The organism is Ruegeria sp. CI5, from assembly GCF_056536885.1.
The window spans coordinates 194,725-216,653 of sequence record NZ_JBQFQN010000004.1; the positions used below are offsets into that span (position 1 = coordinate 194,725).

The 21,929-nt window shown below is 63.0% G+C and carries 22 protein-coding genes; 5 read left to right on the forward strand and 17 right to left on the reverse strand.

Annotation, left to right across the window (positions count from 1 at the left end; translation table 11 throughout):
• Window positions 1-37: 37 nt before the first annotated feature.
• Together ACR0BA_RS13735 and ACR0BA_RS13740 are read right to left on the reverse strand one after the other, a co-directional pair.
• A complete protein-coding gene (locus ACR0BA_RS13735; RefSeq protein ID WP_093963775.1) occupies window positions 38-487 on the reverse strand; it encodes a YtoQ family protein in 450 nt (149 codons plus the stop codon).
• A gap of 89 nt (window positions 488-576) precedes the next feature.
• Entirely contained in the window at window positions 577-1,209 is a 633-nt protein-coding gene (locus ACR0BA_RS13740) for a class I SAM-dependent methyltransferase (protein WP_480728434.1), read from the reverse strand.
• A gap of 84 nt (window positions 1,210-1,293) precedes the next feature.
• Between ACR0BA_RS13740 and ACR0BA_RS13745 the strand changes: the two genes are divergently transcribed.
• On the forward strand, window positions 1,294-2,178 hold the full coding sequence (locus ACR0BA_RS13745; protein ID WP_480728436.1) for a LysR family transcriptional regulator: 885 nt from the start codon (window positions 1,294-1,296) through the stop codon (window positions 2,176-2,178).
• Between the two features lie 46 nt (window positions 2,179-2,224).
• Here the strand turns inward: ACR0BA_RS13745 and pheT are convergent, their stop codons facing one another.
• From pheT to ACR0BA_RS13785, 8 genes are all read right to left on the reverse strand, one after another.
• Entirely contained in the window at window positions 2,225-4,621 is a 2,397-nt protein-coding gene (gene pheT / locus ACR0BA_RS13750; protein WP_480728437.1) for a phenylalanine--tRNA ligase subunit beta, read from the reverse strand.
• A gap of 310 nt (window positions 4,622-4,931) precedes the next feature.
• The gene (locus ACR0BA_RS13755; protein ID WP_480728438.1) at window positions 4,932-5,381 is read right to left on the reverse strand and encodes a hypothetical protein; all 450 of its coding nucleotides are present in this window, start codon (window positions 5,379-5,381) and stop codon (window positions 4,932-4,934) included.
• 20 nt (window positions 5,382-5,401) lie between these two features.
• On the reverse strand, window positions 5,402-6,475 hold the full coding sequence (gene pheS / locus ACR0BA_RS13760) for a phenylalanine--tRNA ligase subunit alpha (protein WP_005979122.1): 1,074 nt from the start codon (window positions 6,473-6,475) through the stop codon (window positions 5,402-5,404).
• 73 nt (window positions 6,476-6,548) lie between these two features.
• Entirely contained in the window at window positions 6,549-7,616 is a 1,068-nt protein-coding gene (locus ACR0BA_RS13765; RefSeq protein WP_480728440.1) for a Hint domain-containing protein, read from the reverse strand.
• Window positions 7,617-7,728: 112 nt separating this feature from the next.
• A complete protein-coding gene (locus tag ACR0BA_RS13770) occupies window positions 7,729-9,099 on the reverse strand; it encodes a glutamate--cysteine ligase (protein ID WP_480728441.1) in 1,371 nt (456 codons plus the stop codon).
• Window positions 9,100-9,176: 77 nt separating this feature from the next.
• The gene (locus tag ACR0BA_RS13775; protein WP_170343048.1) at window positions 9,177-9,704 is read right to left on the reverse strand and encodes a hypothetical protein; all 528 of its coding nucleotides are present in this window, start codon (window positions 9,702-9,704) and stop codon (window positions 9,177-9,179) included.
• Window positions 9,701-10,549, reverse strand: a complete 849-nt coding sequence (locus tag ACR0BA_RS13780) for a GNAT family N-acetyltransferase (protein WP_480728443.1) — start codon at window positions 10,547-10,549, stop codon at window positions 9,701-9,703. Before ACR0BA_RS13780 ends, ACR0BA_RS13775 begins: the two co-directional genes overlap by 4 nt.
• Entirely contained in the window at window positions 10,549-11,274 is a 726-nt protein-coding gene (locus ACR0BA_RS13785) for a 16S rRNA (uracil(1498)-N(3))-methyltransferase (protein ID WP_480728445.1), read from the reverse strand. Before ACR0BA_RS13785 ends, ACR0BA_RS13780 begins: the two co-directional genes overlap by 1 nt.
• A gap of 12 nt (window positions 11,275-11,286) precedes the next feature.
• Between ACR0BA_RS13785 and ubiA the strand changes: the two genes are divergently transcribed.
• The 3 genes from ubiA to ACR0BA_RS13800 all read left to right on the forward strand — a co-directional run bounded on the left by ubiA (window position 11,287) and on the right by ACR0BA_RS13800 (window position 14,556).
• Window positions 11,287-12,249, forward strand: a complete 963-nt coding sequence (ubiA, locus tag ACR0BA_RS13790) for a 4-hydroxybenzoate octaprenyltransferase (RefSeq protein WP_480728447.1) — start codon at window positions 11,287-11,289, stop codon at window positions 12,247-12,249.
• Window positions 12,250-12,314: 65 nt separating this feature from the next.
• Complete coding sequence (locus ACR0BA_RS13795) at window positions 12,315-14,234, forward strand: OmpA family protein (RefSeq protein ID WP_480728448.1); 1,920 nt, start codon at window positions 12,315-12,317, stop codon at window positions 14,232-14,234.
• 1 nt (window position 14,235) lies between these two features.
• A complete protein-coding gene (locus ACR0BA_RS13800) occupies window positions 14,236-14,556 on the forward strand; it encodes a hypothetical protein (RefSeq protein ID WP_093963571.1) in 321 nt (106 codons plus the stop codon).
• Window positions 14,557-14,559: 3 nt separating this feature from the next.
• On the opposite strand, the gene ACR0BA_RS13805 is transcribed toward ACR0BA_RS13800, so the two are convergent.
• Genes ACR0BA_RS13805 through pgsA form a run of 3 tightly spaced genes read right to left on the reverse strand, consistent with a single transcriptional unit; the run spans window position 14,560 to window position 15,925 of the window.
• Window positions 14,560-15,003: a molybdenum cofactor biosynthesis protein MoaE gene (locus ACR0BA_RS13805; RefSeq protein ID WP_480728450.1), complete on the reverse strand. Its 444-nt coding sequence runs from the start codon at window positions 15,001-15,003 to the stop codon at window positions 14,560-14,562.
• 4 nt (window positions 15,004-15,007) lie between these two features.
• On the reverse strand, window positions 15,008-15,253 hold the full coding sequence (moaD, locus tag ACR0BA_RS13810; protein WP_170359984.1) for a molybdopterin converting factor subunit 1: 246 nt from the start codon (window positions 15,251-15,253) through the stop codon (window positions 15,008-15,010).
• A 3-nt stretch (window positions 15,254-15,256) separates the two neighbouring features.
• Window positions 15,257-15,925, reverse strand: a complete 669-nt coding sequence (gene pgsA, locus ACR0BA_RS13815) for a CDP-diacylglycerol--glycerol-3-phosphate 3-phosphatidyltransferase (protein WP_480728452.1) — start codon at window positions 15,923-15,925, stop codon at window positions 15,257-15,259.
• A gap of 245 nt (window positions 15,926-16,170) precedes the next feature.
• Here pgsA and ACR0BA_RS13820 point away from each other — a divergent pair, with 245 nt between their 5' ends.
• Window positions 16,171-17,016, forward strand: a complete 846-nt coding sequence (locus tag ACR0BA_RS13820) for a DMT family transporter (RefSeq protein ID WP_480728635.1) — start codon at window positions 16,171-16,173, stop codon at window positions 17,014-17,016.
• Here ACR0BA_RS13820 and uvrC read toward each other — a convergent pair.
• From uvrC to ACR0BA_RS13840, 4 genes are all read right to left on the reverse strand, one after another.
• A complete protein-coding gene (gene uvrC / locus ACR0BA_RS13825) occupies window positions 17,001-18,875 on the reverse strand; it encodes an excinuclease ABC subunit UvrC (RefSeq protein WP_480728453.1) in 1,875 nt (624 codons plus the stop codon). The two genes, ACR0BA_RS13820 and uvrC, sit on opposite strands and share 16 nt — an antisense overlap.
• Window positions 18,876-19,164: 289 nt before the next feature.
• Window positions 19,165-19,944, reverse strand: a complete 780-nt coding sequence (locus ACR0BA_RS13830; RefSeq protein WP_170342348.1) for an SDR family oxidoreductase — start codon at window positions 19,942-19,944, stop codon at window positions 19,165-19,167.
• Window positions 19,945-19,966: 22 nt separating this feature from the next.
• Window positions 19,967-20,917 carry a calcium/sodium antiporter gene (locus ACR0BA_RS13835; protein ID WP_170342350.1) on the reverse strand — a complete coding sequence of 317 codons (951 nt, stop codon included), beginning with the start codon at window positions 20,915-20,917 and terminating at the stop codon, window positions 19,967-19,969.
• A 168-nt stretch (window positions 20,918-21,085) separates the two neighbouring features.
• Window positions 21,086-21,883: a S49 family peptidase gene (locus ACR0BA_RS13840; protein ID WP_170342352.1), complete on the reverse strand. Its 798-nt coding sequence runs from the start codon at window positions 21,881-21,883 to the stop codon at window positions 21,086-21,088.
• Window positions 21,884-21,929: the final 46 nt, after the last annotated feature.

The window sequence follows — 21,929 nt, forward strand, 5'->3', positions numbered from 1 at the left end:
GTCGCCGCCTTGCAAGCGGCGTCGGCATTCCGTGCCATCAACCGGGCAGTTTCCCGGTCAGCACATAGCGCAGAATCTCGACCACCTGGCGGGGCTCCTCGGCCACCGCCAACGCGGCGGTATCGACCTCTTTCAGCGCATGCTGATGCTCGGGACCGTGCAGCACGATGATCGACTTGCCCAGGGCCGCGGCATAGCCCGCGTCGAAGGCCGCATTCCACTGCTTGTACTTGTCCCCGAATCGCACCACGACGACGTCGGCATCGGCGATCCCCTTGCGGGTACGGATCGCGTTGACCATCGCACCTTTGTGGTCGTGCCAGTACTTGTTCGGCTCGGCCCCCAGAATGGCGACCCCGCAATCGTCGCTGGCCGCATGATCGGTCACCGGGCTGTTGAACGTGACGTCCAGCCCTTGCGCGCCTTCGATGATCTGTTCGCGCCAATCCGTGTGGATCTCGCCCGACAGGTAGACATTCAAACCCATTGCAGCCTCCGCCTTTTGCTTCTGGCCCTGTTTACTGTCCAAACCCGCAAAGCCCAATGCGGAAGTTGCCTGCCGATGCGGCGCTGGCGTCACAGCTTGCGGGCCACCAGATAGCGCGAGGGCGGTTTTGCCGGGAAGTTCCCGCTTTCGATAATCTCGAACCCGGCGTTTTCAATGGCGGTTTCCAGCGTCTTGATGTCGAATTGACTGACGAATGGCGCCTTGCCCAAAAGCTGCATGATCGGCAGCAGCAGCTTGAGCAAGCCGAACTTGAACCCCAATCCACCCTGGGCAAGACAGGGCGTTTTTGAAATGAACAGACCGCCGGGTTTCAACACCTCATGAACCCCGGCCAGCGTCGCCTCCAGATCCCGGATCAGGTGCAGCAGATTGAACGCCATCACCACATCATAGGCCCAATTCGGGGGGCGGTTCGCGTCGGCCTCGACAAAGACGACGTTTTCGATCTGCTCCTCTTGTGCCAACCTGCGGCCCACGGCCAACATGCCCGGAGAGACATCGCTCGCCGTGATCGTATCCGCATGGCCGGACAGCCGCAGCGCGGTGCGCCCGGTTCCGCAGCCCAGTTCCAGCACCTGGTCGGTTGGCTTCAAATAGGACACCGTGCGTTGCAACGTGTGCTCGTAGGACTCGATGTCCCGGATCGGGGATTTCGCGTATTTCTCGGCGATTCCGTCCCAGAATTTGGCTGTGGCGGTCATGTCGGCTCTCCTTTGAGCGCAAGCTAGTGATACGCGTTTCAAAGGTGAATTGCCGAAATTCGCAGAATCCTTATACATTCTTGCATGGATGATCCGCGCAAATTCGACTGGAACCATATCCGCGCCTTTCTGGCCACGGCCGAGACCGGCTCGCTTTCGGCGGCGGCACGACGGTTGGACCAGACACAACCGACCCTCAGCCGCCAGATCGCCGCGCTTGAATCCGATCTGGGCGTGATGCTGTTCGAACGGATCGGACGGTCACTTCAGATCACCACCGCCGGGATCGAGCTGTTGGAGCACACCCGGACCATGGGCGCCGCCGCAGATCGCATTGCGCTGGCCGCGTCCGGTCAGGCGCAGTCGATCGAGGGGCAGGTGCGGATCACCGCAAGCGACGTGATGTCGGCCTATATCCTGCCGGATCTGCTGCGCGAGATCCGCGCGCAGGCTCCGAAACTGCGGATCGACGTGATCGCCGCGAACGACATTCGCGATCTGATGCGGCGCGAGGCGGATATCGCCATCCGCCATGTCCGCCCCGACCAGCCCGACCTGATCGCAAAACTGGTGCAGGAGGCTGACGGGCATTTCTATGCCGCCACCGCCTACCTGAACCGCGCTGGACGCCCCAAGTCCCTGTCGGACCTGTCCCGGCACGAGTTCATCAGTTTCGGCGACACCGCGCAGATGATCGCCTATTTCGAACCGATCGGCCTGCGCCTGACCGAAGAAAACTTCCGCCTGGGGTCGCAGAACGGCATCGTCTCGTGGGAGTTTGCCCGGCAGGGCTTTGGCATCGCGCCCATGTCCGAGCTGGTGGGCGATGCCACACCGGGAATGGAGCGCGTCCTTCCCGACATGGAGCCGTTGCGGTTCCCGATCTGGCTGACCACCCATCGCGAACTGCATACCAGCCGCCGCATCCGGCTGGTCTTTGACTTGCTGGCGGATTTCTTCGCAAACTGAAACACGCGCACCATCGGCGCGCGTGTCTCTTCGGGTTAGAGCCGCTTCAACCGCGCAGAACGCCGCCGGTGGCCTTGGTGACCTTGGCGATGATCTTTTCCGCCACCGCCTCGATGTCTTTTTCCTTCAGCGTGCTGTCGGTCGGCTGAAGCCGGACGGTAATGGCCAGAGATTTCTTGCCCTCGCCCGGGCTGTCGCCGATGAACTCATCGAACACGCGCACCTCTTCGATCAGCGCCTTGTCGGCGCCGGCGGCGGCATTCACCAGCGTCAGCGCCTCGACATCGGCATCGACGACAAAGGCAAAGTCACGCTCGACCGCCTGCAGGTCACGCAGTTCCAGCGCCGAGCGGGTGGTGCCGGATTTGCGCGGCAGCGGCACCTCGTCCGGCCAGATGGTGAAGGCCACGGCCGGGCCCTTGATGTCCAACTGCTGCAGCACGCGCGGATGCAGTTCGCCGAACACGCCCAGCATTTTTTTGGGGCCCAGGCAGATCTTGCCATGACGGCCCGGATGCCACCAGGCGTCGCCATCGCGCAGGATCTGCACTTTGGCGGGGGCACCGATGGCGGCCAGCACGGCCTCCGCATCGGCCTTGGCGTCAAACACGTCGACCGCGCGGGCGGCGCCGTGCACATCCTTTTGTCCGGTCCGCCCGACCAGAAGGCCTGCGATCTGGGTGCGTTGCTCGCCGGGTTCCCCGTCATGAAAGACCGGGCCGACCTCGAACAGAGCTAGATCGGCAAAGCCGCGCGCCTGGTTGCGCGCCGCGGCCTGCAACAGGCCGGGCAGCAGGTCGGGGCGCATGTGGCTCATCTCGGACGAGATCGGGTTTTCCAGCATCGTCGCGTCATCGCCGCCACCGAACAGCGCGGCCGAGGCTTGATCGATGAAAGTGTAGCTGACGCATTCATTGTACCCCAGCGCCGCGCAGTTGCGCCGCGCCATCGACTGACGCCGCTGGGCCGGGGTCATGACCGGCTTGGGAATACCATCCGTGACACGCGGCAGCGGCTTGCCCTGCAGCTTGGTCAGCGAGGCGATGCGGGCGACCTCCTCGACCAGATCGGCCTCGCCCTGGATGTCGGGGCGCCAACTGGGCACATGGGCCATGTCGCCTTCCAGACGGAAACCCAGCCGGGTCAGGGTCTGGCGCTGCTCGCTTTCGGGGATGTCCATGCCCACCAGCGACTGCACCCGCGCAGCATCCAGCCGATAGGCGCGCGAATGGTCCGGCGCCTTGCCGGCCTCGACGACCTTCGAAACCTCGCCGCCGCAGATGTCCAGGATCATCTGGGTCGCGTGCTCCAACCCTTCCAGCGTGTATGCCGGATCGACCCCGCGTTCGAACCGGTACCGCGCGTCCGAGTTGATCTTGAGCGCGCGCCCCGCCAGCGCGATCTGGACATGATCCCAGAAGGCGCTTTCCAAAAACACGTTCACCGTGTCTTCGGTACAGCCGGTCTCTTGCCCGCCCATGATGCCGGCGATGGATTCCGGGCCGTTGTCGTCGGAAATCACCATCATGCCGGGCTGCAGCGTGTATTCCTTTTCATCCAGCGCCACCAGTTTCTCGCCGCCCTTGGCGCGGTACACCCGCAGGTTGCCTTTGACCTTGTCGGCGTCAAAGACGTGCAGCGGGCGGTTGCTGTCGAAGGTCATGTAGTTGGTGATATCCACCAAGGCCGAAATCGGACGCAGGCCGATCGCCTTCAGCTGATCCTGCAGCCATTGCGGGCTGGGGCCGTTCTTGACGCCGCGGATCAGGCGGCCGGTGAAATGCGGGCAGCCATCCAGCGTGTCGTCGTCGATCGTCACCTTGATCGGGCTTTCGAAATCCCCCGGCACCGGGGCATAGTCGCGCTGCTTCAGCGTGCCCAGACCCCGCGCCGCCAGATCGCGCGCGATGCCCGCAACACCCAGCGCATCGGGACGGTTGGGGGTGATGGCGATCTCGATCACCGGGTCGATCTTGGCGGGATCATTCTCGGCCAGCCAGTCGACGAACCGCTGGCCCACCTCGCCCGAGGGCAGCTCGATGATGCCGTCATGTTCGTCCGACAGTTCCAGCTCGCGCTCGGACGCCATCATGCCAAAGCTTTCGACGCCGCGGATCTTGCCGACGCTGATGGTGGTATCGAGGCCGGGGATGTAGGTGCCCGGCTTGCAGACCACGACGGTGATACCCTCGCGCGCGTTGGGGGCGCCGCAGATGATCTGCAACTCGCCCTCGTCGGTGTCCACCTTGCAAACGCGCAGCTTGTCGGCATCGGGGTGTTTCTCGGCATGTTTCACATAGCCCAAGGTAAAATCCTTGAGCTTGTCGGCCGGGTTGATGACCTCTTCGACCTCGAGCCCGAGATCGGTCAGCGCCTCGGCGATCTCATCAACCGAGGCGTCGGTGTCCAGGTGGTCTTTCAGCCAGGAGAGGGTGAATTTCATTGCACGCGGCCTTTTTTGGCAAACATCCAGTCGGCACAGGCAATGGCAAAGAATGGACCAAGGTGCAAGCCTTGGGCGGTTTGCATGGGCCAACCTGTGCGCTTTGCGCCAAGCCGCGCCATCGCCAGACCGCGGGGTGGCGATCCTTGGGCTGTGGTGGGCAGTTTATGTTGGCCAAATCCGCGTGACGTTCAAACGGTGTGCCCGCGGAGACAAATCGCCAGCCCGTGCGGGCGGTCTGGCGATGGCGCGGCGGCCTATCGGCCTTTGCTCCGCGCCTTCATACCCACATGTTTCTGTTTAGCTATTTTCATTCAGGCGCAAAGTGGCCTTCAAGTCTTGAATGAAGGGGTGTTGGCTTTCCAATCGGCGTTAAGTAGCTGAGCTTGTCTTCAGAAATGCCCGTGATTTCGAAGCAATCTGCACGCATTGCCGAGATGACCGGCAATATGCGCTCATGGACATCCCATTTTCCAAGAGCCACGTCATCCATAACGCTTGATTCTTGTAGCATCACCAATTCTTCTAAGACTTCGTCCGAAGCTACCAGAATTAAACCTGTTTTCGACTTGTCGTATTCGTAGCGGCTCTCTTCAGATCGCTTTTCTGCGTGTTCAAACACAGCATCAAGGAAATGTTTGTAGACACGACGTCGCGATTCTATGAGCGCCTCTTTTCGGTCAATTGTCTTCTGCCTGCCATAAAGTAGCAAACCGAACGCCGCCGCAACAAATGGAGCGGCCAATTGCAGCCAGTCCATCGTCGTGGGAGCAGAGGAAATCACCGCGACAAACCACCATGCAGCGTCGGCATGTCCAGCGCCGCAAACCCATAATGGCGCAGCCAACGCAGGTCGGAATCAAAGAACGCCCGCAGATCCGGGATGCCGTATTTCAGCATCGCCAGACGATCGATGCCGATGCCGAAGGCAAAGCCCTGATAGACCTCGGGGTCGATCCCGCCGGCGGCGATCACCTTGGGGTGGACCATGCCGCTGCCCAGAATCTCCATCCAGTCGTCGCCCTCGCCGATCTTCAGCTGGCCGCCTTCCCAGGAACAGCGGATATCGACCTCGGCCGAGGGTTCGGTGAACGGGAAATGCGAGGCGCGGAAGCGCAGTTCGACGTCGTCGACCTCGAAGAACGCCTTGACGAATTCTTCCAGAACCCATTTCAGGTTCGCCATCGAGATGTCCTTGTCGATGGCAAGACCCTCGACCTGGTGGAACATCGGCGTGTGGGTCTGGTCATAGTCGGCGCGATAGACACCGCCCGGGCAGATCACGCGGATCGGCGCGCCCTGCTTCTCCATCGAGCGGATCTGAACCGGCGAAGTATGGGTGCGCAGCACATGCGGCGGGCGATTGTCGCCCGGCGCGCGGTGCATGTAGAACGTGTCCATCTCGGCCCGCGCGGGGTGGTGGCCAGGGATGTTCAGCGCGTCGAAATTGTACCAGTCGGTCTCGATCCGGGGGCCTTCGGCGACGGAAAAGCCCAGCTCGGCAAAGATCGCGGTCAATTCCTCGGTCGCCTGGCTGACCGGGTGGATCGAGCCCTGGCGGCGCGGCCGCGCGGGCAGGGTCACGTCCAGCCACTCGGTCCGCAGACGTTCATCGAGCGCGGCATCGGCCAATGCGGCCTTTTTGGCGGCCAGCGCCGAATTGATCTCGTCCTTCAGCGCGTTCAGCGCGGGGCCGGCGACCTGACGTTCCTCGGGCGTCATCTTGCCCAGTTCGCGCATCTTCAGCGCCACTTCGCCCTTTTTGCCCACCGCGGCCACGCGGATCGCTTCCAGCGTGCTTTCGTCGCCTGCGTCAGCGATCTGACCCAGGTATTTTGCCTTAAGATCGTCCATGACGGTCCCCTGAATTCTGTTGCTGTCCTGCTATCACAGCAGCGCGCGAAAGCAAGAGGGCCGGGCCGCGCGATCAGGTCGCGCGCAGAACCGCTGCCTGTCGATCACACCGGACCGGGCGGATCGTGGGGCCATAGCCCTGCGGATGAGTCTGCAGTTCGGGGAACAGCGCAAACAGTTCGCACGCGGCCTCCTGCTCCAGCCCCGAGAGCGCCTCCTGCCCCGGAAAGAAGCTCTCGGACACAAGACCCGAAGTGGTGACCAGCTGGTGCCGGTCGAAGAACAGATGGACATAGCGGACGATGTCGCAGGGCTGCACGGTGACGGTGTCGCCGTTGACCAGAGATTTGGCAGGAACCAGAACCTCATCCTCGCCGAACAGAAGCTGGGCTTGCCAGCCGCCGACCAGAATGCGGTGCTGGGGCGAGACCAGAATGTCTGTCTTGGCGCCCAGAACACCCGCGCGGATGCGCACCGGCGCGAAACGACCCACGCCGCGCACCGTGCGGCGGCCGATCCAGCGCACTCGGCAGGGGCCGTCATCGACGGTCAGGACAGTGTCGCCGGGCTGCAGCGTCTCGATCCGGCGCGGCCCCTCGGGGGTATCCACCAAGGTACCTGCTGTAAAACAGGCGGCCCCGGTATCCCCGGGCGACAAGGGGCCATAGGTCAGCGTGTCGGGATCGGGCTGGTTGAACTGCAAGGTCGTCGTGGTCTGGTTCGGCCCGACCAGCACCGGCAGGTTGACCGAGGTTTCCCCGGCCGCCAGCCCATCGACCGCGACGATGTTCTGCGTGCCGCCACCGATGTCGTAGAAATCTATCACCTCACCCGTGGCGGTGTTGGTCAGCGCATAGGATTCGTAATTGGTTGGGCCGCCGCCATCCGGATCGGTCAGGAAGATCGGGAAATCATCGGCCGAGATGACATAGACGATCTCGTTGTTGTCGGGGTCGACGGTGACCTGAACGGAGGGATCGTTGAGTGGGATCTCGATCCCGACCTGCCCGTTCGCCTGATAGAAGGACACGGTGAAATCCGCCGGGTCTTCGCCGGGGCGAAGGGACACCTCCAGGAATTCGGACACGCCCGAATTCGCGGCATAGGCATTGGAATAATGCAACTCACTGATACGCGCCATGAAAGCACCACGACCGGAAAACCTGACCCGAATGTATCGCGCAAACGCCGCCGCCGAACAAGGCGCGATCCGGGAATGTGGCTAACAGGCCCCTAATTGCAACAGGTCGCGGTCAGTAGCTGTATTCGGGGTAGATCCGCGCCAGATCGCCCTGCCAGTCGCCGTGATAATGCTCGAGCAGTTCATCGGCCGGCACCTTGCCGGACTGGATGCTTTCCTTAAGCGCGTTCAGGAAATGCGTCTCGTCCGGGACGAGACCACCCGCACCCGGCCGCGCCCGCGCCTTCAGGCCGGAATCGGCGATGGCCACCACCTCGCGCGCCAGATCGTGCATGTTGATGCCGCCGACCTGCGCCTGCAGCCCGTCCCGGGCCGCGGCGACGCGCAGCCCCTCGCGGGTTTCGGCGTCCCAGCCTTTGACCAGATCCCATGCGGCATCCAGCGCGGACTGGTCATAGGTCAGCCCCACCCAGAAGGCGGGCAGCGCGCACAGACGGCGCCACGGGCCGCCGTCGGCCCCGCGCATTTCCATGAATTTCTTGATCCGCGCCTCGGGGAAAGCGGTGGTCAGGTGATCGGCCCAATCCGAAAGCGTCGGCGTCTCGCCCGGCAGCGCGGGCAGCTTGCCCTGCAGAAAATCGCGGAACGACATGCCCAGCGCATCGATATATTTGCCGTCGCGATAGACGAAGTACATCGGCACATCCAAGGCATATTCCACGTAGCGCTCGAACCCGAAGCCGTCCTCGAACACGAAGGGCAGCATGCCGGTGCGCGCGTCATCCAGATGCCGCCAGATGTAGCTGCGCCAGCTTTTGTGGCCATTGGGCTTGCCCTCGAAGAAGGGCGAGTTGGCAAACAGCGCGGTCGCCACCGGTTGCAGGGCCAGCGCTACGCGCAGCTTCTGCACCATGTCCGCCTCGGACCCGAAATCAATGTTGACCTGCACCGTGCAGGTCCGGCGCATCATGGCGCGGCCCATGTCGCCGACCTTTTCCATGTAGTCGTTCATCAGGACATACCGGCCCTTGGGCATCAGCGGCATGTCCTCGTGCTTCCAGATCGGCGCGGCGCCCAGCCCGATGAAGCCTACGCCGATCTTGTCGGCAATGTCCTTCACGTCGCGCAGATGCGCGTTCACCTCGTCGCAGGTCTCGTGGATGGTCTCCAGTGGCGCGCCTGACAGCTCCAGCTGCCCGCCCGGTTCCAGTGAGACGTTGGCCCCGTCCTTTTCCAGCCCGATCAGCTTGCCCGCCTCTTCCACGGGGGTCCAGCCATGCCCGTCGCGCAGCCCCTGCAGTACCGCCAGGATCGAGCGTTCGCCTTCATAGGGCAGCGGCTTCAGCGTGTCCTTGCAATAGCCGAATTTCTCGTGCTCGGTCCCGATGCGCCATTCGCTTTTGGGTTTGCAGCCATCGGCCAGGTATTCGGCCAGTTGTTCGTGGCGTTCGATCGGCCCGCCGCCGGACTGAGGAATGGACATGAACCGTGCTCCGATCCTGAAGTGTCGAGTCGTGGGGGTCAGTGGTGGTCGCAATCTCCCCCGGTGTCAATGCACCGTCAGTTCAACCGGATGTGTGCCGGGCGCGAGGGATGGCGTTCCCAGATGACCACCGGATGCGACGCCCCGCCCTTGAGTTCCGACAGCATCCGCTCGGTCCGCAGCCCCGGCAGGGCCGAGAACACGTCGAACAGCGCCTCGGCACCCTCGGCATTCACGGGAATGTGAAGCGGCGGCTGGCCGGGCTGCTGCAGCACCCAATGCGCGGGGCTGGCGGTAGGGTCCAGAGTCAGGCTCTCGATTTCGCGGGTGGCGACGATGCCGCCGTCCAGCGGCCCCAGGTAGGCGATCTGCCCCTCATCCACCGACACCACGCCCGGCCCGCCCGCGCCCAGCCGGAACCGCGCGCGCTGTACGCCGATCACGGCCAGCGCGACCGAGACCAGCACAAGCACCCAGCCCAGCCAGCCCAGCAACCCGCCCGGACCGCCGATCCAGCTGAGGCCAAGGATCAGAACGAACCCGGCGGCCAGCACCTCGCGCCAGCGCCACAGGGCCAGTTTGGCTTCGGGTCGGATGAAACTCATGACGCGGCCTCCATCTGATCGCTGAACAGGACCAGTGAAAAGGTCCCGGCAGGGGCAAACCCAATCGCAACATAAGCACGCACGGCGGCGTTTGAAGCCGCAAACAGAACGGCCTTGCGCACTCCCGCGGCCCGCGCTTCGGCCAGATGCAGGGCGACGGCGGTGCGGGCATAGCCTCGCCCGCGCAGCGCGGGCGGCGTAAATACGCCGCCGATCTGGACGATCTCGGGCAACGTGGCATTGAAGCCCGTCATGCTGACGGGGTGGCCGTCGACCATCAACAGCCGGTGCGAGTCGCGCTGAATATATCCGTCGATGTCTTTCTGCGCAGCCTTGCGGGCCATGCCCGGGTCGGTGCCCAAAGATTCCAAGTGATAGGCCTCGCGCCAGCGGATCAGCAGGCTGCGGTCGCCGTCAGACAGAGGCACCAGCCTTGCGTTTTCCGTTGGTGGAACGATCAGGTCGCGCAAGTCCAGCGCAAAAGAGGGCTCATCCCGGTCCAGACGGGCGGCGCGGTCCTGCCATCCGGCCTGTCGCAGAAACCGGCGGGCTTGCGTGGCCTCGCCCGCCAACCCAATGCCCGTGCGGCCCCGGATCAGGTCCGCTGCCTCGGCCAGGCCGGCCTCGGGCAGATCCGGGCATTGCGGCAGGATCATGCCTTCGTTGGTGATGCCGAACACGCCGCGCAGCGGGTCGCCCAGCATCCACATGCTCATCGCGCGCGGTGCAGGTGCGTTCAGGCCGAACACTCGCAGGTTGGCCAGCGCGAACATCGAGCTTTGCACATGGTCCAGAAGAAACCGTTCGATCGCCGGAACGTCCTGTTGCTGCGCCAACCGCCACATCAGGACCAATCCCCCAGCGCCTGTTGCCACAGGGTCATCGCGGCGACCGCCGCCGTGTCAGCCCGCAAGATGCGCGGCCCCAGGCTGACCACATGCGTGAACAGAAGATCTTTCAGCCGCTGGCGCTCGGTATCGGAGAACCCGCCCTCGGGGCCGATAAGGATGGCCCACGGCAGGCCCTTGTCCTGCGCGGCCAGGCGCAGGGCCGATCCGGCCTCGGCCTCGTCGCAGAACATCAGCTGGCGGTCGTCGGGCCAGTTGTCCAACAGCTTGTCCAGCCGCTGCAGGTCGCAGACCTCGGGCACGAAGGTGCCGCCGCATTGCTCGGCCGCCTCGACCGCATGGGCCTGCAGCCGGTCCTGCCGGATGCGTTCGGAATTGGTGAAGGCAGTCTGCACCGGCATGATCTTCGCGGCCCCCATCTCGGCCGCCTTTTCGACGATGAAATCGGTTCGGGCCTTCTTGATCGGGGCAAACAGCAGCCAAAGGTCCGGCGGCAGTTGCAGTGGCCGGGTTTGTTCAAGACAACTCAGAGTACCGCCCCGCTTGCCCGCCTCGGCCACCTGCGCCAGCCACTCGCCATCGCGGCCGTTGAACAGGCCCACCTGCCCGCCCACGGCCAGACGCATCACGCCGAACAGGTAATGGGCCTGCTCGCGCGTCAAAGGAACCGATTGCCCCGCACCCAAAGGGTGATCTACATACAGCCTGATCTTCGCACTCATGAGACCCTACATATGCAAGGCAATGCCCCAACACCAGACGGTCAGGTCGCCGACGCCGTTACCGGCAACTGGGTCGATACCCGCGCCCCGGCCTTTGCCCGCCCCTATCTGCGGCTGTCGCGCGCGGACCGGCCGATCGGGACGTGGCTGCTGCTGATTCCGTGCTGGTGGGGCCTGGCGCTGGCGATCCTGCATGACGGTCAGCCGCGCTGGGGCGATCTGTGGATTGCCGTTGGGTGCGCGGCCGGGGCCTTTCTGATGCGTGGCGCTGGTTGCACCTGGAATGACATCACCGACCGCAAGTTCGACGCGAAGGTTGAACGCACACGCTCGCGGCCCATCCCCTCGGGTCAGGTCAGCGTGCGGCAGGCGGTGATCTGGATGGGCCTCCAGTGCCTTCTGGCGCTGGCGATCCTGCTGACCTTCAACCAGGCGGCCATCGCGATGGGCGTCCTGTCGCTGCTGCCGGTGACGATCTACCCCTATGCCAAGCGCTTCACCTGGTGGCCGCAGGTGTTTCTGGGGCTGGCCTTCAACTGGGGCGCCCTGCTGGCCTGGGCGGCGCATCGCGGCACGGTCGAATGGCCCGCGATCCTGCTGTACCTGTCGGGCATCGCCTGGACGCTGTTCTACGACACGATCTATGCCCACCAGGACGCAGAGGATGACGAGCTGATCGGCATCAAGTCCACCGCGCGCCTGTTCGGGACCGACACCGCGAAATGGCTGAAGTATTTCCTTGTGGCGACCGTGGCGCTGATGGGGCTTGCCATCGTCGAGGCCGCGCTGCCCAATTCCAGCGTGCTGGCGCTGGTCGTGGCCATCGGTGGACCTTGGGCAATGGGGTGGCACATGGCGTGGCAACTGCGCGGGCTGGACATCGAAGACAACGCGAAGCTGCTGCAACTGTTTCGCGCCAACCGGGACACCGGCCTTATTCCGCTCATCTTCCTTTGCGTCGCATTGCTCCTCTGATTGCACCTCGGTACCGGTGCCTGTAAGAGTCCCGCCCAATGGCCCGAGGAGATAAGAAACCGCTCATGCGCTTGCCGTATTTCCTGACATCAGCCCTGATCTTTGTCGTGTCGGCGGGGGTCTGCCTGTTGGCCGCCGGATTCGCGGTGACCAAGATCGAAGAAACCTCGGAAACTGCCGTTCGAAATGCACTGAGCATGCAGGGCCATGAGTGGGCCGAAGTGCAGGCGGATGGGCTGCGCGTTGTGCTGACCGGTACTGCCCCGGACGAGGCCACCCGATTCAACGCGCTGACCGCGGCCGGTACACAGGTCGACACCTCTCGGGTGATCGACGAGATGGACATTGCCCCGACGGCTGACCTGACTCCGCCCAAATTCTCAGCCGAAATTCTCCGGAACGACAGCGGCATTTCCGTGATCGGGTTGGTTCCGGCCAGCGTGGATCGCAACGCACTGATGGCCCGGCTGCAGAAGCTGGACCCCCAGGCGCGGGTGTCGGACCTGCTGGAAACCGCAGACTACAAGAAACCCAAAGGCTGGGACGACGCGATATCCTATGCCATCCTTGCCCTGTCCAAGCTGCCGCGAGCCAAGGTTTCCGCCAGCCCCGACCTGGTCAAGATCACTGCCATCGCTGACAGCCAGCAGGAAAAAGAACGGCTGGAACAGGAACTGACACGCGCCGCGCCGCCCAGCTTGCGCATCGGTCTGGCGATTTCGGCACCGCGCCCGGTGATCACTCCGTTCACCCTGCGCTACCTGATTTCGGAGGAAGGCGGCCAGTTCGACGCCTGTTCGGCACAGGATGAAAAGGCGCGCGACACCATTGTAGCGGCCGCGCAGGATGCCGGCCTGTCAGGGCCCTATACCTGCACGATCGGCCTGGGTGTGCCATCGCCCCGATGGGCGCAGGCCGCTGAACTGAGTATCCGGGCTTTGTCCGAGATCGGTCAAGGATCGGTCACGATGTCGGATGCCGACATCACGCTGATTGCTGAACCGAACACCAGCCCGGCCACCTTCGACAAGGTCGTGGGCGAGTTGGAAAACGCCCTGCCCGAAGTGTTTGCCCTGCACGCGGTTCTGCCTGAACCCGAAAACAACGAACAGGCCGGACCTGTGGAATTCACCGCCACCCGCAGCCCGGAAGGTCTGGTACAACTGCGCGGCCGTCTGGGCGATGATTTACAGCGCGACATGATCGACAGCTATGCCCGGGCTGCCTTCGGATCCGATCAGGTTCACAGTGCCGCCCGCGTGGTCGACCAGATGCCGCAGGACTGGCCCGTGCGCGTTCTGGCGGGGCTGGAATCCCTGTCCTGGCTGAACAACGGCGTGCTGACCGTAACGCCTGACAAGGTCGAGTTGACTGGCGTCAGCCACGATGAGGACGCCAAGGCACAGATCGCTGGCCTGCTGTCAGACAAGTTGGGCGATGCGCAGGATTTTGACCTGTCGATCACCTATCAGCCCCCGCCCGAACCCGAAGACGCGCTGCCAGACCCGGAGCAGTGCGAAAGTCGCATCGCCGAGGTTCAGGAAACCCGCAAGATCACGTTCGAGCCCGGGTCGGCTACGGTCTCGTCTGAATCCCGCGACAGTCTGAATCAGATTGCCGAAATCCTGCGCGAATGCGGACCGATCCGGATTGAAATCCAGGGTCATACCGACAGCCAGGGCCGCGAAGAGATGAACCAGCAGCTGAGCCAGTCACGCGCCCAGTCCATCCTGAACGAATTGCGCGCCCGTCGGGTGCCGACCAAAAGCTACTCGGCCGCAGGATATGGTGAGACGCAGCCGATTGCAGACAATGACACCGAAGACGGGCGCGAGAAAAACCGGCGCATCGAATTCCGCCTGATCCGGCCCGAGCCGGTCGCCAATCAGGAAACCGGTCTGGAAGCGTTGGAGACCCAGACAAGCGCAACCGAACCTGCGCCAACAGAAGAAGAAGCATCCGAAACGGATGCAGGGGACCAGTAAGTTGAACAGAACCGAATTCATCATCGCCACCGCCGTCATCCTGTTCGCCGCCTTCTGCATGGGCTGGTTCGCCAACTGGCTGGTGCACCGCCTGTCGCGCGTGCGCCAATCCGACGTGGCCGATCTGGACCGCATGAGCCAGGAGTTGCACGAGGCCGAGGAAACCCGCGATCAGGCGATCACCTATTTGCAGCAGCGTGAGGCCGAGCTGACCAACCAGCTGACCCAGACCGAGGCCGAGCTGGCCGCGGCTATGGACGGGCTGCGCGCTGCCCGCCAGGAAGCCGAGGAATTGCGCGGCCGGATCAACAACGCCGATTGAGGCTTACCAGCGCGACAGCGCGTCCTCGTCCTCGTCCTTGGCGGCAACCCACTCCGCGCCCGAACCTGTGATTTCCTTTTTCCAGAACGGGGCGCGGGATTTTAAGTAGTCCATCAGGTATTCGGCAGCCTCGAACGCATTCTTGCGGTGCGGGGCCGCCGTTGCGACCATCATGATCCGGTCACCCGGGGCCAGCCTCCCGTGGCGATGGATCACCAGAACATCGCCCAGAGACCAACGGTTTTTGGCTTCCTCGGCGATCTTGGCGATGGCACGTTCGGTCATGCCGGGATAATGCTCGATCTCCATGCAGGCCAGATCGGTCTGCGCCAGATCTCGCACGACACCGGTAAAGGTGACGATGGCGCCATTGGCCGTGTCACCTGCGGCAAAGGCATTGGCCTCGGCCCCCAGATCGAACGGCTCTTGCTGGACGGAGATCCGCATTGCCTTATCCACCGGTCATGGGCGGGAAAAAGGCCACTTCGCGGACGCCGGCCAGCGGCGCGTCGAAATCCGACAGCTCCTGATCCAGCGCGACCCGCAGGGCGGAGATGTCGGCAAAGGCTGCGGCATAGCGGTCTTCGCGGGCGCTGAGTTCCGCCACCAGATCGGAGACCGTGGCCGCAGTAGTTTCGACCTTTTCCTTCGGCACGCCGATCCGCTCGCGGACCCAGGCGAAATACAGGACATCCATGCGTCAGCCCTCCTTCAGATGGGGCATAGCTTTACGTAGGTAGTCGTAGCCGGTGATCAATGTCAGCGTCGCCGCGATCCACAGCAGCCACAACCCGATGCGGCCCGACCAGAACATGCCATCCAGCTTCCATTGCAGGCCCGAGATGTCCTCGACCTGGCCCGACAGGATCTGGTCGATCAGGTCGGTATCCATGCCGAAGGTGGACATGACGAAATAGTGCTCGAATATGCCCTGCGAAAACAGCACGGCGATCGCCACCATCTGCGCGGTCGTCTTCCATTTGGCCAGCTTGGTGACCTTGAGCGTTCCGGCCACGTCGCCCAGATACTCGCGCAGGCCCGAGACGAAGACCTCGCGGAACAGGATCACGGTGGCGGGTAGCACCAGCCAGGGCGTCCAGTGCTCGGTCGAATAGCCGACCAGGATCATCAGTGCGATCACCACCATCGCCTTGTCGGCGATCGGGTCCAGCATCGCGCCCATCTTGGTTTCCTGCTTCCAAGCGCGCGCCAGATAGCCGTCGAACCAATCGGTTATGGCCGCGGACAGGAACAGGATCAGCGCGAACCAATCGGCATAGGGCCGCGTGAAATACAGAAACATCACCGCCAGGCCGGGTGCGGCCAGAAGGCGCAGCAAAGTCAGAATATTCGGCAGGTTCCACTTCATGCGCTGGACCCTACAACCATGGCCGGGAACAGAAAAGACGGCACGACAAAAAACTGTTAAGAACACAGGTGTTTGGGCCACGACAGGTCAGACCGTCGCAGGCGGAGGATCGATGACCGTTTCCCCCTTGGCGCAGCGTGAAGAACGGGTCAGGTTGCGCGGGTATCGGCACACCAGGAAAGATCCGCCCCGTGACCTCACATATCAGAATCGACGCGCGCGCCAACCTGATCGGCAGCGCCTGGATGATCGCGGCCATGGCCGGCTTCGCCCTGGAGGACGCGCTGTTGAAAAGTGCCGCCAATGTGCTGCCCATCTGGCAGGTTCTGGTGCTGTTCGGGCTGGGCGGCGCGTTGGTTTTCGCCGGGGCCGCGTTGATTCAGGGGCGGCGGTTGCTGCACCCCGATGTCCTGTCCAAGCCGATGAAGATCCGGGTGCTGTTCGAAGTCTTCGGCCGCCTGTTCTATGTGCTGGCCATCGCCCTGACGCCGCTGTCCTCGGCCACGGTGATCCTGCAGGCCACGCCGCTGGTCGTGGTGGCGGGTGCCGCGCTGTTCTTCGGGGAAACCGTCGGCTGGCGCCGCTGGAGCGCCATTCTGGTCGGACTGATCGGAGTGGTGATCATCATCCAGCCAACCGGAGACAGTTTCTCGGCCCTGTCCATTCTTGCGGTGCTGGGAATGCTGGGCTTTGCCGGCCGCGATCTGGCCAGCCGCGCGGCCCCGGCCACGCTGGGCACCACCGTTCTTGGGTTTTACGGCTTTCTGTCAATTGTCGTCGCAGGTGGTCTGTATCGGGCTTTCGAAGGCACCGCCGCGGTGCCCGTGGACGCCCAAACCGCCCTGCACCTGACCGGAGCCGTGGTGATGGGCGCGGTGGCCTATGCTTCGTTGATGCTGGCCATGCGGACGGGCGAAGTGTCGGCCGTGACCCCGTTTCGCTATACCCGCCTACTGTTCGGCATCGGGTTGGGCGTGCTGATCTTCGACGAACGTCTGGACCAGACCATGTGCCTGGGCAGCGCGCTGATCGTGGCCTCGGGCCTGTACATTCTGTGGCGCGGGCGCCAGCGGCCTCAGCCCTTGTCGTGAAAGAAATCGTAGACCTTCTGCGCTAGACCGGCCGAGACCCCGTCCACCGCCTTCAGATCTGCCAGATTGGCGCGGCTGACCGCCTTTGCGCTGCCGAAATGTGCCAGCAGGGCGCGTTTGCGGGCCGCGCCTACGCCCGGGATTTCATCCAGAGGCGTCGCCCCCATCGCCTTGGCCCGTTTGGCGCGGTGGGTGCCGATGGCAAAGCGGTGCGCCTCGTCCCGTAGCCGCTGAATGAAATACAGAACCGGGTCGTTGCGTTTCAGGGCAAAGGGGCGCTGGCCGATGCGGTGGAACTCTTCCTTGCCGTGGTCGCGATCGACGCCCTTGGCGACGCCGACCATGGGGATGTCCTCGACCCCGTGCGCCTGCATGATCTCATGCACGGCGCTCACTTGCCCCGCACCCCCGTCGATCAGCAGCAGATCGGGCCACAGGCCCTTGTCGCGGTCGGGGTCCTCTTTCAGCAGGCGGGTGAAGCGGCGGGTCAGAACCTCTTTCATCATGCCGAAATCGTCGCCCGGCGTCAGGTCGTCTCCGCGAATGTTGAACTTGCGATAGGCGTTCTTCATGAACCCCTCGGGCCCGGCCACGATCATCGCGCCCACCGCGTTGGTGCCCTGGATATGCGAGTTGTCATAGACCTCGATCCGGTTCGGCGGCGCGTCCAGATCAAAGGCCTCGGCCAGGCCGCGCAGCAGCTTGGCCTGCGTCGCGCTTTCCGACATGCGCCGCGCCAGCGCCTCGCGCGCGTTGCGCAGCGCGCCCGAGACCAGTTCGAGTTTTTCTCCCCGTTGTGGCACCAATATCTCGACCTTGCGACCGGCCTTTTCCGACAGGGCCTGCTGCATCAGATCCGCGTTTTCGATCCCGTCCGACAGGATCAGTTGGCGCGGCGGTTCCTTGTTGTCGTAGAACTGGCCCAGAAAGGCCTCCATCACCTCGGCCGGCGAGACGTCGGGGCCGACGCGCGGATAGAAATCGCGGTTGCCCCAGTTCTGGTTGGCACGGATGAAAAACACCTGAACGCAGGCCTGACCGCTGTCCATATAAAGGCCGATCACATCCGCCGCGGCCACGCCGCGCGGGTTGATGCCCTGCGCCGTCTGCACCTGCGTCAGCGCGCGGATCCGGTCGCGCAGGGCGGCGGCGCGCTCGAACTCCATCGCGTCCGAGGCCTCTTGCATCTGCGCGGCCAGTTCCTCTTGGATTCGGGTCGAGCGTCCGGACAGGAACCGCTCGGCGTCGCGTACGCTTTCGGCATAGTCGGCCTGCGAGATCATGCCCACGCACGGCCCCGAGCACCGCTTGATCTGATAGAGCAGGCAGGGCCGTGTGCGGCTGTCGAACATCGAATCCGAGCAATTGCGCAACAGAAACGCCTTCTGCAGCTGGTTCAGCGTGCGGTTCACCGCGCCCGCACTGGCGAAGGGGCCGAAATAGGCACCTTTGTCTTTCTTGGCCCCACGATGCTTCTTGATCTGCGGAAATGGATGGTCCTTGGCCACCAGAATGTTGGGAAAGCTTTTGTCGTCGCGCAGCAGCACGTTGTACTTGGGCTTGAGCTGCTTGATCAGGTTCTGCTCCAGCAGCAGCGCCTCGGTCTCGGTCCGAGTGGTCAGGAACATCATCGACGCGGTCGAGGCGATCATCCGCTCGATCCGGCCGGAATGGCCCGGGCGGGTGTAGTTCGACACCCGCGCCCGCAGGTTGCGCGCCTTTCCGACATACAGAACCCGGCTGTCCGCATCCAGCATCCGATAGACACCCGGTGAACTGTCCAGCGTCTTCACGTATTTCTGGATGCAGGCATAGCCGGTCGGCTGAGGCTGGGATTGAGAGGCGCTGTCGGCAGTCATGAGAGAGAGATACGATTCTCTGACCGTGGCTGCAATCTTGCGCGCCTCAGATCAAGAGAAAACAAATCCACGATTCTTGTGGATAACTGTGCGGACAACTTTCCCTGCACCGTGATTTTTCCTTGAATCCTTGTGTTTTCACTGCGTTGCACAATAAATAGGCACAATTTTAACATATTGATTCTAAACGATATTTTTATTATCGCTTTACAAGTGTATGAAAAAAAGACATTTTTGTAACGAACCTGTAACAGGATCGAGAGCGGTGCAAAACTTGCAGGGCCAATACCTATTCAAGGCCCACTACATCAGGCGTTTGCCAGCCCAGATGCTGGCCGCCATCAACGCACAAAAGCTGGCCCGTGACCGCATGTGCGTCCAGAAAATACCCAAGGGCCGCGTTGATATCCGACGGGTTTGCACCGCGTTCCAGGACCGTGTTTTCGCGTTGCGTCTTGAAGTGCTGGGGGCTTTGCCGATGTCCCTGCAGGGTTGGACCCGGCCCAATGGCATTGACGCGAATGGCTGGCGTCAGTGCCTGGGCCGCCGTCCGGGTCAATGCCCATAGCCCCATCTTGGCGATGGTGTAGGACATGAACTCAGGCGTCAGTTTGCGCACCCGCATGTCGACCATATTCACGATCAAGCCGGTCGCGACGGGTTCGTCATTCTCATCCATCTCGGGTTCCAGACCCTGGCTTGCCATGGCCTGCGTCAGCACGAAGGGCGCGCGCAGGTTGCTGTCCATGTGGCGATCCCAGCTTTGCCGGGTGGCAGTGCGGATGTTGTCGTATTCGAAGATCGACGCATTGTTGACCAGACAGGTGATCGGACCGCCCAGCGCCTCGGCCGCGCGCGGCAAAAGGGTCTGCACCTGATCCTCGTCCAGCAGATCGGCCTGCAGCGCCACGGCATTGCGGCCCATCGACTGGATCTCGGACACGGTCTCGGCAGCGGCAGCGCCCGAGGTTGCGTGATGCACGGCAACGTCCATGCCACGTTTCGCCAGATACAACGCCATGGCCCGCCCCAGTCGAATGCCGGCGCCGGTCACCAGTGCTCGGGTCATGAAGGGACTCCTTTCAGTCAGATCAGGCCAACAGGATCACGACGTATGTGACGTAAAGCAGTGTCAATATGAACCCCCAGACCCGGGTGATGTCTTGCTTGAAGAAAACGAACGGGATCAGCAGCAAGGACGAGCCCAGCATGACCCAAAGATCGAATTGCAGGAATTCGGGGTCCACGGGGATGCGCCCGAACAGCGTGGCGATACCGACAATGCCCAGAAGGTTGAACATGTTCGAACCGATGACGTTGCCCAGAGCAACATCGGCCTGCCGGCGCAACGCGGCCATGACGGTGGTCGCCAGTTCGGGAAGCGAGGTTCCGACCGCGACCAGCGTCAACCCGATCACCGTTTCACTGACCCCGTAGGTCCGCGCAATGATGGTCGCGTTGTCGACCAGAAGGTGCGCGCCCATCGGCAGGCCAATCAGCCCCAGCACCAGATACAGCGACACCTTCCAGTACGGCATGTCCGGGTCGGCCTCTTCCAGCGTTTCCAGGTCCTGCTCTTCCGAGCAGGAGTTGCGATGCGCGTGCGCTTCTCGGAAGGCGTTGAGCAGGATCAGAGCCAATCCCGCCAGCAGGATTGCCCCGCTGAACAGGTTGAATTCCCCGCAAAAGGCCAAACCGATGAACAGAACCGAGGCCAGCAACATGAAGATGTAGTTTCTGCGCGTGTTGCATTCGCTGCTGTGGATCGTGGCCAGCAAGGCCGGCAAACCCAAGACCAGCAGGATGTTGGCCGTGTTCGAACCGACGACATTGCCCAGCGCGATACCGGGCGCATTTTCCTCGATGGCCTTGATGGCGATCAGAAGCTCAGGTGCCGAGGTGCCGAAGGCCACGATCGTCAGGCTGACGATCAGGGCGGGAACACCCAGGCGCAGGCTGAGATTTACCGCACCCCGCACCAGCGCGTCACCGGCCAACAGCAGGATCAACAAGCCAAGACCGGAAAGCAGCCAGGCCGTCATCGACGCCCTCCTTGCTCACATGTGCAGGGGCCCTTGCCGATCCGGAACCGACCGCAGCGCGGACATTTCGCGGAATTCAATCGCTGTTGACCGGGAAAGCGCAGCTTTCCGAACATCGCCAGGACCCCCATGGCAACCAGAAACAGAATGACGACCTTGACGATCACGTCACATACCAAAGCGCGCGTAGGCCGCGCGCTCCTCGAGCAGGGAAATGGCGTCCTGCGCCATGTCCGTTCCGAAACGCGACCAGATCGGTCGGCGCAACCCGTAGCGCCGGAATTTGACCTTGTCGCCAAACACTTCCTGCATCCTTGGCTTCAGATGCGCGATGCCGTCGATCAGCCCAAGTTCATGCGCACGCCGCGCCAGCCAGATTTCACCGGTAAACAGATCGGCGGCCTCGTCCAAGCGACTGCCGCGCCGAGCTTTCACATAGGCAATGAAATTCTGGTGGATGTCCTCCAAAAGCCCCTTGAGACGCGCGACATCCTCTTCTTTCTCCGGAGAGAACGGGTCCAGCATCGATTTGGATTTCCCGGCGGTGTGCACGCGCCGCTCGATCCCCTGACGGGCCAGAAAAACATGGGCTCCGAACCCCGAGGAGATGACCCCGATCGACCCCAGAACCGAGCTGTCATCCGCCCAGATCTCGTCCGCCGAAGCCGCAAGCCAATAACCACCCGAGGCCGCCACGTCCTCGACAAAGGCATGGACTGGCACCTTGAACTCGTCGGCCAACCGTCGGATCCGCGCACCGATCAGCGAGCTTTGCACCGGCGATCCGCCCGGCGAATTGATCTCGAGCGCGACGGCGGCAGGTTTTCCCTTGCGGAAGGCTTTTTCCAGAACCGGTGCCAAAGAGGCATCGTTCAGCGAGGCTCGGCCAGCCATTCCAATGGCTCCGGACAGGCGAACGACAGCCACGGTTGGCTGCTTGTTGAGAAACGGCAGGCTGAGTTTCATGGGTGCCGATGTAGAGTGCGCCCGCCCCTTAAACAAGGGACCCCAC

Bases quoted from the DNA above. Each gene is read 5' to 3' on its own strand.
- ACR0BA_RS13735 (WP_093963775.1), bottom strand. From the start codon at position 487: ATGGGTTTGAATGTCTACCTGTCGGGCGAGATCCACACGGATTGGCGC.
- ACR0BA_RS13740 (WP_480728434.1), bottom strand. From the start codon at position 1,209: ATGACCGCCACAGCCAAATTCTGGGACGGAATCGCCGAGAAATACGCG.
- ACR0BA_RS13745 (WP_480728436.1), top strand. From the start codon at position 1,294: ATGGATGATCCGCGCAAATTCGACTGGAACCATATCCGCGCCTTTCTG.
- pheT (WP_480728437.1), bottom strand. From the start codon at position 4,621: ATGAAATTCACCCTCTCCTGGCTGAAAGACCACCTGGACACCGACGCC.
- ACR0BA_RS13755 (WP_480728438.1), bottom strand. From the start codon at position 5,381: ATGGACTGGCTGCAATTGGCCGCTCCATTTGTTGCGGCGGCGTTCGGT.
- pheS (WP_005979122.1), bottom strand. From the start codon at position 6,475: ATGGACGATCTTAAGGCAAAATACCTGGGTCAGATCGCTGACGCAGGC.
- ACR0BA_RS13765 (WP_480728440.1), bottom strand. From the start codon at position 7,616: ATGGCGCGTATCAGTGAGTTGCATTATTCCAATGCCTATGCCGCGAAT.
- ACR0BA_RS13770 (WP_480728441.1), bottom strand. From the start codon at position 9,099: ATGTCCATTCCTCAGTCCGGCGGCGGGCCGATCGAACGCCACGAACAA.
- ACR0BA_RS13775 (WP_170343048.1), bottom strand. From the start codon at position 9,704: ATGAGTTTCATCCGACCCGAAGCCAAACTGGCCCTGTGGCGCTGGCGC.
- ACR0BA_RS13780 (WP_480728443.1), bottom strand. From the start codon at position 10,549: ATGTGGCGGTTGGCGCAGCAACAGGACGTTCCGGCGATCGAACGGTTT.
- ACR0BA_RS13785 (WP_480728445.1), bottom strand. From the start codon at position 11,274: ATGAGTGCGAAGATCAGGCTGTATGTAGATCACCCTTTGGGTGCGGGG.
- ubiA (WP_480728447.1), top strand. From the start codon at position 11,287: ATGCAAGGCAATGCCCCAACACCAGACGGTCAGGTCGCCGACGCCGTT.
- ACR0BA_RS13795 (WP_480728448.1), top strand. From the start codon at position 12,315: ATGCGCTTGCCGTATTTCCTGACATCAGCCCTGATCTTTGTCGTGTCG.
- ACR0BA_RS13805 (WP_480728450.1), bottom strand. From the start codon at position 15,003: ATGCGGATCTCCGTCCAGCAAGAGCCGTTCGATCTGGGGGCCGAGGCC.
- moaD (WP_170359984.1), bottom strand. From the start codon at position 15,253: ATGGATGTCCTGTATTTCGCCTGGGTCCGCGAGCGGATCGGCGTGCCG.
- pgsA (WP_480728452.1), bottom strand. From the start codon at position 15,925: ATGAAGTGGAACCTGCCGAATATTCTGACTTTGCTGCGCCTTCTGGCC.
- ACR0BA_RS13820 (WP_480728635.1), top strand. From the start codon at position 16,171: ATGATCGCGGCCATGGCCGGCTTCGCCCTGGAGGACGCGCTGTTGAAA.
- uvrC (WP_480728453.1), bottom strand. From the start codon at position 18,875: ATGACTGCCGACAGCGCCTCTCAATCCCAGCCTCAGCCGACCGGCTAT.
- ACR0BA_RS13830 (WP_170342348.1), bottom strand. From the start codon at position 19,944: ATGACCCGAGCACTGGTGACCGGCGCCGGCATTCGACTGGGGCGGGCC.
- ACR0BA_RS13835 (WP_170342350.1), bottom strand. From the start codon at position 20,917: ATGACGGCCTGGCTGCTTTCCGGTCTTGGCTTGTTGATCCTGCTGTTG.
- ACR0BA_RS13840 (WP_170342352.1), bottom strand. From the start codon at position 21,883: ATGAAACTCAGCCTGCCGTTTCTCAACAAGCAGCCAACCGTGGCTGTC.